Source organism: Collimonas fungivorans (assembly GCF_028292705.1).
In the GTDB taxonomy this organism is placed as follows: domain Bacteria; phylum Pseudomonadota; class Gammaproteobacteria; order Burkholderiales; family Burkholderiaceae_D; genus Collimonas; species Collimonas fungivorans_B.
The window spans coordinates 1-9,964 of the sequence record NZ_JAQGLV010000248.1; the positions used below are offsets into that span (position 1 = coordinate 1).

Annotated in this window: 10 protein-coding genes; 1 reads left to right on the forward strand and 9 read right to left on the reverse strand. The window is 61.0% G+C overall.

Going from position 1 to position 9,964, the window contains the following annotated elements; genetic code table 11:
• On the reverse strand, nt 1-1,445 hold a 1,445-nt coding region (locus JWQ61_RS14220; RefSeq protein WP_304361100.1), incomplete at its 3' end, for a type VI secretion system Vgr family protein.
• A 787-nt stretch (nt 1,446-2,232) separates the two neighbouring features.
• Here JWQ61_RS14220 and JWQ61_RS14225 point away from each other — a divergent pair.
• Entirely contained in the window at nt 2,233-3,270 is a 1,038-nt protein-coding gene (locus tag JWQ61_RS14225; RefSeq protein ID WP_304361101.1) for an AraC family transcriptional regulator, read from the forward strand.
• Nucleotides 3,271-3,313: 43 nt separating this feature from the next.
• Here the strand turns inward: JWQ61_RS14225 and JWQ61_RS14230 are convergent, their stop codons facing one another.
• The 8 genes from JWQ61_RS14230 to JWQ61_RS14265 all read right to left on the reverse strand — a co-directional run bounded on the left by JWQ61_RS14230 (nt 3,314) and on the right by JWQ61_RS14265 (nt 9,947).
• Nucleotides 3,314-4,111 carry an alpha/beta fold hydrolase gene (locus tag JWQ61_RS14230; RefSeq protein WP_304361102.1) on the reverse strand — a complete coding sequence of 266 codons (798 nt, stop codon included), beginning with the start codon at nt 4,109-4,111 and terminating at the stop codon, nt 3,314-3,316.
• Nucleotides 4,112-4,186: 75 nt separating this feature from the next.
• Nucleotides 4,187-5,209 (reverse strand): aromatic ring-hydroxylating dioxygenase subunit alpha, encoded by a 1,023-nt coding sequence (locus JWQ61_RS14235; RefSeq protein WP_304361103.1) that lies wholly within the window; start codon nt 5,207-5,209, stop codon nt 4,187-4,189.
• Between the two features lie 141 nt (nt 5,210-5,350).
• Nucleotides 5,351-5,536, reverse strand: coding sequence for a rubredoxin (locus JWQ61_RS14240; RefSeq protein WP_304361104.1), 186 nt, complete (start codon nt 5,534-5,536; stop codon nt 5,351-5,353).
• On the reverse strand, nt 5,529-6,473 hold the full coding sequence (locus JWQ61_RS14245; protein ID WP_304361105.1) for an alpha/beta fold hydrolase: 945 nt from the start codon (nt 6,471-6,473) through the stop codon (nt 5,529-5,531). Before JWQ61_RS14245 ends, JWQ61_RS14240 begins: the two co-directional genes overlap by 8 nt.
• Nucleotides 6,474-6,516: 43 nt before the next feature.
• A complete protein-coding gene (locus JWQ61_RS14250; protein WP_304361106.1) occupies nt 6,517-7,617 on the reverse strand; it encodes a fatty acid desaturase in 1,101 nt (366 codons plus the stop codon).
• A 14-nt stretch (nt 7,618-7,631) separates the two neighbouring features.
• Complete coding sequence (locus tag JWQ61_RS14255; protein WP_014005067.1) at nt 7,632-7,964, reverse strand: acyl carrier protein; 333 nt, start codon at nt 7,962-7,964, stop codon at nt 7,632-7,634.
• Between the two features lie 51 nt (nt 7,965-8,015).
• Nucleotides 8,016-8,984: an acyl-CoA desaturase gene (locus tag JWQ61_RS14260; protein WP_183081609.1), complete on the reverse strand. Its 969-nt coding sequence runs from the start codon at nt 8,982-8,984 to the stop codon at nt 8,016-8,018.
• Nucleotides 8,985-8,999: 15 nt separating this feature from the next.
• Nucleotides 9,000-9,947 (reverse strand): acyl-CoA desaturase, encoded by a 948-nt coding sequence (locus JWQ61_RS14265; RefSeq protein ID WP_304361107.1) that lies wholly within the window; start codon nt 9,945-9,947, stop codon nt 9,000-9,002.
• Nucleotides 9,948-9,964 lie beyond the last annotated feature (17 nt).

Genomic DNA, 9,964 nt, shown 5'->3' on the forward strand with positions numbered 1-9,964 from the left:
TTGCGCTGGTTATACACGCTGCCGGTAACGATAGGCCGGTCCGGATTGCCATCCAGCCATTGCACAACGCATTCCGATCCCACACGCGGAATCGATTTGGCGCCCAGCTCGCCGCCGGCCCATGAACTGGCGACGCGCACCCACGCCGAACTCTTCTCATCGTTATTGCCGATGCGGTCCCAATGGAACTGCACGCGGATACGACCGTATTCGTCGGTATGGATGCTGCCCTGTCCTGAAGGACCGACCACCGTGACGGTTTGCGGCGACAGGATCCTGGTGGCGACGCTATTGAAGCCGCGACCCGGCCGCCATGGAATGCTCTTGCGGATACAGGTCAGGCGGTTGCTGTAATCGGCTTTCTGGTCGGCTTGCTGCAGGTAGTTGTTGCTGGCGATGTGATGAACAGACAGGATCAGGAATTCGCTCTTGCTCGCTTCTTCATTGCTGCCGAAAGGATTGAAGGCAAAGTGCCCTGTCAGCCGGTACCAGCGTCCAGGCAGGATCGAGCGGTTGTTGCCAGCCGCTTCAAAGTGTTTGCCCGACGCTTCGATTTCTTCCATGCGCAAGCGGGACAGTTTGTCGGCGTCCTGCGCATTCTTGACGCCATAGGCGCCGACATATTCATAGGATTCGATGTCGAGCACATTGCCTTGCTTGTTCAGCGTCGGCACGCCGGCATTGATCGGCACCGGACTTTTGAAATTGAATCCGGACAGCGACACGGAACCAGGCACAATTTGCCGCACCGGCGAAAACTCGCCGATGCCGTCTTCCTCGATGGCGCCGCCGTGGCGCTGGAAGCGGATCTCCGGGCCGCCGTCGATAGCCGCAGCCTGGGTGGAGTCGTCCGTGATGATCAGCTTGTGGCCTTGCGCGGTGTGCTCGTAGTAATACAGCAGGCCGGCGGCTTCCAGGCGGCGGTGCACGTAGTTGCTGTCGGATTCGTCGAACTGGAAGGCGTCCGTCATTGCGGGATCTTCGCCGCTGATGCGGAAATCCCAGTCGGGCAGCGTGCCGTAGTCGCTGAAGATGCTGTCGAGCTGCTCGCGCAGGGTCTTGCCGTGGAAAATGAAGTTGTCCTTGCGCAGGTGCAGGTACTGCAGCCACGGGCCCAGCCTGGCCTGGTAGAAGCTGATGCTGCCGTCGGTACGGATCAGGCGGAATTCAAAACAGTAGCCGCTGAAGTAGCGCAGGCTGCCGTCGGCGCGCACCAGTTCTACGGTGAACAGCTTCCCCTGCAGGTCCTTGAGCGCGAGGCTGGCATCATCGGACAGCAGCTCAACGGTGAAGGCAAAATCGCGCGACAGGCTTTCGACGGCATCGAGCTTGTTGACCAGCAGTTGCGCTTGCGGGCCGTCGTCGTGCGGGAAGGAGAGGCGCAATATACGATCATGCTGCCGGCCTTGTATCAAGGCGGACAGGGATTGAAGCAGGCTGCTCATGAGGGGTTCCCCGAAATGGAACTGCTACCGACAAAATATTATTTTAACAACATATTGTGCGGATATGCCAATTGATAAATATTCCACAATCATACCTGTTGCCACCCTTAATTGCTAAGGAGAAATGTCTACAGGCGGCGGATTTTGCAAGAATTCACACTCTTGTTGTATATGAAGCGCAGTCGGCGCCGGTCTGAAAAGCCGCCTCTATTTCCCGGCATGCGGATCTGAAAATAATATTCTTTTGACTGGTAACGCTATCAGTTCGAAAGCCGCTAGAGCACCGCCTCAGTTTCGCAAATAAAACCGTCCAACCTGTCAATTGTGTCAGTTGATTTCACCTAACCCTGCTCATATGCTGCATTACAGCATTATTTTGTAACAGACTACAGTCGCTCTGTTTAGCACCACCTGAGCGGCATTCGATACCACCCCGGCCGGCGGGATATCTGGCTGCCTCAGCCGATACCGGATCAAACATGGACAGGACAAATATCGTCCGGCCGCTACGCGGCCGGATGCGATTCGCTGATGCTGACGTATTGACACTGGGAGCAAAAAAAATGACTCATGCCGCACCGCGCCTGCTCACGGACAGAATGCCGAAGCCGTACGAGCGCCGTTCGCCCGCAAGGACCGATCCCGCCTGTCGTCCATGACCGGGTCGCATACGCTGCTCCCTCTACCTTCACATCCAGACAAAGGCCCCAGGCATCTCCATTTCCCGATTCCCACGCTGACGAGCGATCACAACAGCTTTCGAACAGACGCAAAGAAAGGAGAAAAAATGAACCCCAGCCATCGCCAGGTAATTGCTTTGACCTGCTCCACCACCTGGGTCAAGGGCGTGGCGGAAATGTTCAAGGCTGTCGGCCTGGATGTTCCTGCGCTGTTCGCCGAAGCCGGCATGGATATCGGCATACTGAATGATCCTCACGCCAGTTATGCAACGGAAAAACTTTGCGCCCTGTGGAAAATCGCCGCTGCGCGCTCGAATAATCCGGCGATCGGCCTGTCCGCGCCCGAGGTGACCACGCCTGCCATCTTCGACGTGGTCGGCTACGCCATGATGTCCAGCGAAAACCTGTACGCCAGCCTGGAACGCCTGATCTGCTACCTGCGCCTGGTGACCGACGCCGCCACCATCGAGCTCACCGAAGTGGAAGACGGCTACTGGTTCAAGCTGGCCATCAACGGCGACATGCAGAAAAACGTGCCGCGCCAGCGTTTCGATTTCAACCTGATTACGCTGGTTACCTTCTGCCGCTGGGTCACCAGGCAAGACATCCGGCCGCTGGTGGTGGAATTCACCCACCCGGAACCGGTCGACCGGGCGCCGTACGAAAAGGCGTTTCGCTGTCCGTTGCGCTTTGGTGCGCCGGACAACCGGATATTTCTTTCAAAGGCAGACATATCGACTCCCCTGCCGTCATCCAATCCCTCGCTGGCAAGCTTGCACGACAGGTACGCCAACGAACGCCTCGGCCGGCTGGACCAGCACAGGATCCGCGCCAAGACGCAGGAGCTGATCATGCGCCGGCTGGCGGACGGCGAGCCGTTAAGGGCCGACATCGCCAGTGCGCTATGCATCAGCGAACGCACCTTGCAAAGGCGCTTGCAGGACGAAGGGACCAGTTTCCAGGAGCTGGTGGAACATACGCGGTACAGCCTGGCGCAACAATATCTGGGACAGCATCAGTTGCCGATCTCGGAGGCAGTTTTCCTGCTCGGCTTCACCGACCAGAGCGCGCTGTTCCGGGCTTGCAAGCGCTGGTTCAACATGTCGCCCAAGCAATATCGCAACCATCTGCTGCTGACGCGATGACCGGGCGCATTGCCCGGGCGGCATAGCCATATCCGGCCTGTCCTCAGGTCACCGTGGTGCGCGTCGTCAGGAAGGAGCGCGCGGCTTCGATTACTTCGGGCGCCTGCAGGATGCGGCGATGGCCGAGGCCGTCGAAGCGGAGCAGCTGGGCGCCTTGCCAGGCGTTGGCGATTTCGACGCCGAGCGACACCGGCACCACGCGGTCATCGTTCGAGTGCAGGATCAGCACCGGCTGCTTGAGATTGGCAGCCGCTTTCGGCGTATCAACATCGGCGACATCGACGCCCTGCTCTTGCAGCAAGGCGATCATGGCCGCCACCTGGTGGCGGTCGAGGCCGGCCTGGACGCCGAAGCCGACGGCGTAGTCGAAGTAGCGCGCCGGCGGCGCGATCAGCACCAGGCGCTCGACCTGCAAGCCGTGCCGCACCGCTTCCACGGTAAGGGCGCAGCCGACCGAATGGGCGATCGCGGCATACACCGGGCCGATCAGGTCCTGAAACTTCAACAGCGCGGCGGCGCAGGCCGGGATCGACGAAGTCGTCCCTTCCGACTCGCCATGCGCCGGCAGGTCGACCAGCACCACGCGGTAGCCGGCGGCCAGCAGCGGTGGAATGAACGGCGCCATGTCGCTGGAGCGGCCTTCCCAGCCATGGACCAGCAATACAGTCGGTCCGCGCCCTGCCTGCCAGGACACCAACTTGCCGGTCGGGCCGTTGGTTTCCACCCGGCTCGCGCCTTCGAAACCGGCTATGACGGGGGTGCGCTCATCGGTTCTCGGCGTGAGGAAGGCCTTGGCGACCGATTCGGGGGTGGGCGTTAGTTTCTCGACGGGGGTGCTCACGATGACGGTCTCCAGTTGATATTATGGTTTGCTGCGTTGTTCTGTTGCATGGACAAGCGATGTTGCGTCGATTTTTTACGCCGATTTCACCAGGGTCGGCGGATGCGCCTGCGTTTCCTTTTGCAGCAGCACGTCGAGGATCTGGCGCGCTGCGATCGAGGCCTGGTCCACCGCCAGGTGGATGAAGCCGACGTCGTTGTCCCAGTTGGCCTGCGCCTGCTGGCAGATGTACACGTCTTCGGCGATGGTGGTGCGCAGCTCCTTGGCGATGGCGTCCGAGAGCTGCTGGTTGTCGATGCCGAAATCGCGGTAGAGGCCGGCCCAGAGATGGCAGGTGGTCTCGGTTTCAGGGGTAAAGATGCCCAGCGTCGAGAGACGCATGTTCATGCCTTCCGGCTGGCCCGGCGGATGGGCGGTGGTGTCTATCCTGGTGTTCCCGACCGGGAAGAAGATCGCATCCTGGATACGGTCGATGTGATCGAGGTTCATCATTTTCTTGAGCAGCGGCGAACTCTTCTCCATGCGCAGCACGCGCCGTACGCGCACTTCACCCGGCGTCACCATGATTTCCGGCGAGGCTTCGGTGACGGCTTGCGACATCACGGTGCTCAGATGCACATAGGACACGTGCGAAGGATCGAGGAAGTTGTCGATGCCGAGGCGGTAATCGGTATTGGCATGGGCGTAGAACATTTCGCCGGCGTAGCGCGCCGAGGTGCAGACCGACTGGTCCGGGATCAGCGCTTCATCGCAGAGCTCGCGGTCGCCCATCCAGATCCACGCGAAGCCGTATTTTTCCACCAGCGGGAAAGACTTGACGTTGGCGCGCTGCGGGATGATTTTCTGGCTGGGTATGTGGACGCAGGTGCCGCCGGCATTGAAGCGGATGCCGTGGTAGGCGCACTGGATCTGGTCGTCGATCAGGCAGCCCTTGGACAGCGGCACATGCCGGTGCGAGCAGCGGTCTTCCAGCGCCGCCAGCTTACCGTCGGCGGTGCGGTACATCACCAGGTGCTTGTTCAGGACGGTGCGTGGGAACAGTTCGGCCTTGATGTCGGACGCCAGCGCCGCCACGTACCATGCATTTTGAATAAACATAGGGCTTTCCATTTCTCATAGTTCCGGCGGCGGCCTCCGGCCCGGATCGCCAGGAAATCTTACTGCCGCTGCCGGTTTTCAACACCCTGTCAAAATTGATAGGTTTGCGTGCGATTGTGGCAACTCTGCTGCTGCAACTGCCTAGAATTCCACCATGGTGAAATCCTCTTTCTTGACGCCGCACTCAGGGCAGGTCCACGCGTCCGGGATATCGTCCCAGCGGGTGCCCGGCGCCAGGCCTTCGCTGGGCGCGCCGTCCTTTTCCGAGTAGATCCAGCCGCACACCAGGCACATCAGTGTCTTGAATTCGGTTTCTGTTTCAGTCATTGCTAGGTTCCAGGCTAGTTGGGGTCAGATGGGATCCGCCGATGAAGCGGGTGATCAGTTCCTTGACCGGAGTGGAAGACAGTATCCGGCTATGGCCAAGGCCGGAGGTCTGCTCCAGGCGCACGTTTTTCAGGCTGCGCATCAGCCTTTGGGCTTCGCTAAGCGGCACCACCGGATCGTGCTCGTCATGCACCACCAGCACCGGCACGTCCATGGCCGCGCCCAGCACGCTGATATCCCAGTGGCTGACCGGGACGCCGTTCTGCACCTGCAGGCGGTCATAGATCTTGCTGATCACGGCCGGCGGCAGCTGCTGGTACTGGTTGGTCGACCAGCGCTCCAGCACGGTGGACAGCGATACCGGGGCGGCGATCAGCACCAGGCGTTGGACGGCTTCCGCATGCCTTGCATCGGCATGGGCGATCGCCGCCACCGAAGCAATCGAACCGAGCGAATGGCCGACGATGACTTGCACGTTGTCCAGCGACTTGATGGCGGCGCCGACCGCTTTGACAAAACGCGTCATGGTGGTCTTGTTGCCGGCCGATTCGCCGTGCGCCGGCGCATCGAACGACGCTACCTGGAAACCGAGCGCCAGCAGCGGCTTGACGAAACCGATCATGCTGCTGCTGTCCGAGCCCCAGCCATGCACCAGCAGCACGGTGGGACCGTGGTTTTTCCAGAGATAACCGTGGCGCACGTCTTGGTTGCCGGCGATTTCGAAGGTCTGCGCGCCGAGCGGCATGCGGAACAAGGTGCGGCCGCCTTTCGAACGCGAGCGGCCGAAGGCATCCGCCGCAATCCGTCCGGCCAGGGTTGGCGCCAGCATGCCGCCCAGCTGGTAACCCGCCTTGGCCAGGCTGGCGCCGATGCCGAGGGCCGGCGCCGCCGCCGGCTGTTGCGACAGCGGCGGCGAGGGGGAAGTGATGTCAGTCATATCGTCAGGTCCTGCGGTTGGCCCGGCACGGGTTGATGGAGGATCAGGTATTGGCGACGGAATTGGCACCGCCGTTAACCACGGCACGCTGTTCCGCCGAATCCTTGTAATAACCGGAATCGAGATCGTAGAAATGACAGTTCTTGATGACCCACAGCAGGTCGCCGAAACTGAAGTCCTTTTCCCGGATCATGCCCGGATAAGCCTGCTTCAGCGCGATCTGCGCTTTCTGCAGGTTATAGAACGGCACCACCGGCGCCACGTGGTGGGCGGTATGGATGGAGATGTTGTGGGTCAGGAACAGCAGCCATTTCGGATAGCGGTAGTCGGTGGTCACCAGCATGCGGCTGGCGTTCGGCGTCCAGTGTTCCGAGGTCAGGAACGGGATGTCGGCCGAAGTGTGGTGCATCAGCGTGGTGACGCTGAACCAGGTATGGATCGCAATCCACGGCGCAAAGAACAGCAGGAAGAAACCTGCGATGCCGGTAAAGTAGATCAGCGCTGAAAAATACACTATCGAAGCCAGCACCACGAACGCGATCGAGCGCTTGACGTCGGTGCGCATATCCTTCTTGGGAAAGAATCCCGGCCGGAAGCCCGATACTATCCAGTAGTTGATGGTGCCGGCCCAGAATAGCCAGGTCCTGGTGCCCATGTAGACGAAGCGCTGCCCGAACGACATGCGCTTGTACATGTCGCGCGGGATCGGCCGCCAGTCGGTATCAAGCTCAAGGTTGTTGGTGTGGAAGTGATGCAGGTTATGCACGTGTTTCCATGAATAGAACGGATACAGCAGCGGCAGCAGCGACAGGTGGCCGATGGCGATGTTGAGTTTCTTGTTGCGCGAGAACGAATTGTGGCCGCAATCGTGCGCGATGCAATGCAAGCCCCAGCCGCCCAGGCCGGCGACGATGTACAGGGGAATATAGAATCCCCAGTGCGGCGCATAGGCGACGCCGACGATGGCGCCGATATACAGCGCATAGCTGATGAAGAAACCGGCCAGGCCGCGCCAGGCCTGCGGTTCGAAATACGATTTGGGAATCGCTTCAGCCAGGCGTGCGCCTTCCAGCGTCTTGCTTTTGTCCAGGAACGCCTCGAACTCGGGCCCCGGCGATGAAGGGTAACTATTTGCGGACGGCATTGATTTCTCCCAGATTATGCGATTGCGTTGAGCCCGAGTTCCGTGGCCAGGTGAGCGCTCAGCTCGTCGATGCTCGGGTGTTCGAACAGCAGCGCCGGCGACAGGCGCTGCTCGACCAGTTTTTCCAGGTCGCCGGAAACCCGCACCGCGACGATCGAATCGAGGCCATACAGCTCGAACTTCTTGGCGGTGTCGATGGCGCTCGGGTCGACCTTGACTTGCTTGGCCAGGCGCTTGACCAGCCACTGACGGATCACTTCTTCGCTTAACGGAACGTTGCTTTCAACTTCCTCTCCGCCTTTGCGGAAGAAGCCGAACAGGCCGCCCGATTTGTTTTCTTGAGACATGGTTTCTCCTGGGATGAATGTGAACTGAATGTGTGCTTGATCTTGTGAGGCTTAGCGGCCGCGCATCTTGGCGATGGCCTTGTCGTCGGGCGAGCGCAGGTTCCAGACCACGCCGATCTTGCCGAAGCCGGCCAGCAGCCAGCCACTCAGGTCCGGCTCCCACCACTTCACGCCGTGGCGGTACGAGCCCGGGAACGCATGGTGGTTGTTCTGCAGGCCTTCGCCGAAAGTGAGGATGGCGACAGTCCAGTTGTTGGCGCTGTTGTCGTCGGTCTTGAACGGCTTGCCGCCGATCATGTGGCACACCGAGCCGACACACCAGGCGGCCTGGTTAGCCAGGAAAATCCGCGCCAGCCCGCCGAACAAAAAACCGCTGAAAGCTGCATCCCATGTACCGCCGACCGCGCCGCCGATGACAGCCGGCAGGACCAGGCCGAGCACGATCCACAAGCCGTAGGTGCGGTGGTAAAAGAACAGCTTGCGGTTGGCGAGGATGTCCGGCGCAAAAAAATTCCAGCCCGAGACATCCTTGGCCAGCATCCACGGCATGTGCGCATACCAGATGCCGCGCAGGCGGCCCAGCAACCCCGGACCGTGCAGGTTGGGCGAATGCGGATCGCCGTGCTGGTCGCTGTAGGTGTGGTGGCGGCGATGGGTGGTGACCCAGAACATGATCGGTCCCTGTGCCGCCATCGATCCGCAGATCAGCAGCAATCCCTCGAAAAACGGCGAGGTGTTGAATGTCTTGTGCGCCAGGTAGCGATGGAAGCCCATCGTGATGCCGCCCATGTGGAGGAAATAGAAGACACCGAATAGCACCACGTCGGTGGTCGACATGCGCCCTTCCAGCGCGCGCTGCAGCGCCAGCGCGAAGCCGGCCAGCGGCACCAGCATGACCACCAGCGCGGTGACCTGCTTGATGGTGGCGCCGGCGCCGGTCAGCGGCGCGACGCCCGGCCTCAGTGCAGGACCGGCGGCGCTCGCCGGTTTGGGAGGTAAGACATTGGTTTGCGTAGTCATGGCGTTTCCCCGACGTTAATCGTTATTGAAAAGTTTCTGGTCCAGCGGATCGGCGCCCTGGCGTTGCCGGATATCCCAGGCCAGGCCGAGCAGTCCTAACAACCGGATCACCCAGGCGGTAGTGTCGATCTGCCAGAAATGGAAATCGTTGTGCGCCAGCGCCGGGTTGGCGTGATGGTTGTTGTGCCAGCCGCCGCCGGCCGACACCAGCGCCAGCCAGCCGATATTGCCGCTGGTGTCGCGGGTCTGGTTAGGCTGCTTGCCGAAGGTATGGCCGATCGAATTGACCGCCCAGGTCACCTGGTCGAGCAGGAAGATCCGGGCCAGGCCGCCCCACAGCAGACCGCCGACGGCGCCTTCGACGCCGCTCAGCGCGGCGCCGGTCGCGGCCGGCAGCGCCAGGCCGAGAAACACCCAGATCAGGTAGTGCTGGTTGACGAACAGCACCAGCTTGCTGCCGAACAGGTCCGGCACATAGGTGCTCCAGTTGCTGCGCTTGACGGTAAACAGCCAGCCCACATGGCCATGCCACAAGGCCTTGATGCGGCCGCGCAGGCCGGGCGACAGCACCCGCGGCGAATGCGGGTCGCCGTCCTGGTCGGTGAAGACATGGTGCATACGGTGCGTCGCCGCCCAGAACAGAATAGGCCCTTGCGCCGCCATGCAGCCGAGGATGCCGATAATGGCGGTCACGACCGGCCCGGCCTTGAACGCGCGGTGCGAAAAGAAACGGTGCAAACCGCCCTCCACGCCGAACGACGTCAGGAAGTACATGACGCCGAGCAGGATCATGTCTTGCTGCTTGAAGCCGAACTGGATCGAATACCACAGCGCGGCGACGAAACCGACGGCAGGCGTCAGCACGGTCAGGTAAGCCAGCCTGCGCGCCTTGCTGTCGCCGTCCCTGAGCGCTTGCTTTTTCTCGTCAGGCGCTGCGGCAGCGGGATTTTTGGTATTGGTCACTGCTTACCCCTGTTGGA

Excerpts from the sequence above, each read along its gene's own strand:
- JWQ61_RS14250 (WP_304361106.1), bottom strand. The coding sequence starts at position 7,617 with ATGCCGTCCGCAAATAGTTACCCTTCATCGCCGGGGCCCGAGTTCGAG.
- JWQ61_RS14240 (WP_304361104.1), bottom strand. The coding sequence starts at position 5,536 with ATGACTGAAACAGAAACCGAATTCAAGACACTGATGTGCCTGGTGTGC.
- JWQ61_RS14260 (WP_183081609.1), bottom strand. The coding sequence starts at position 8,984 with ATGACTACGCAAACCAATGTCTTACCTCCCAAACCGGCGAGCGCCGCC.
- JWQ61_RS14225 (WP_304361101.1), top strand. The coding sequence starts at position 2,233 with ATGAACCCCAGCCATCGCCAGGTAATTGCTTTGACCTGCTCCACCACC.
- JWQ61_RS14245 (WP_304361105.1), bottom strand. The coding sequence starts at position 6,473 with ATGACTGACATCACTTCCCCCTCGCCGCCGCTGTCGCAACAGCCGGCG.
- JWQ61_RS14235 (WP_304361103.1), bottom strand. The coding sequence starts at position 5,209 with ATGTTTATTCAAAATGCATGGTACGTGGCGGCGCTGGCGTCCGACATC.
- JWQ61_RS14255 (WP_014005067.1), bottom strand. The coding sequence starts at position 7,964 with ATGTCTCAAGAAAACAAATCGGGCGGCCTGTTCGGCTTCTTCCGCAAA.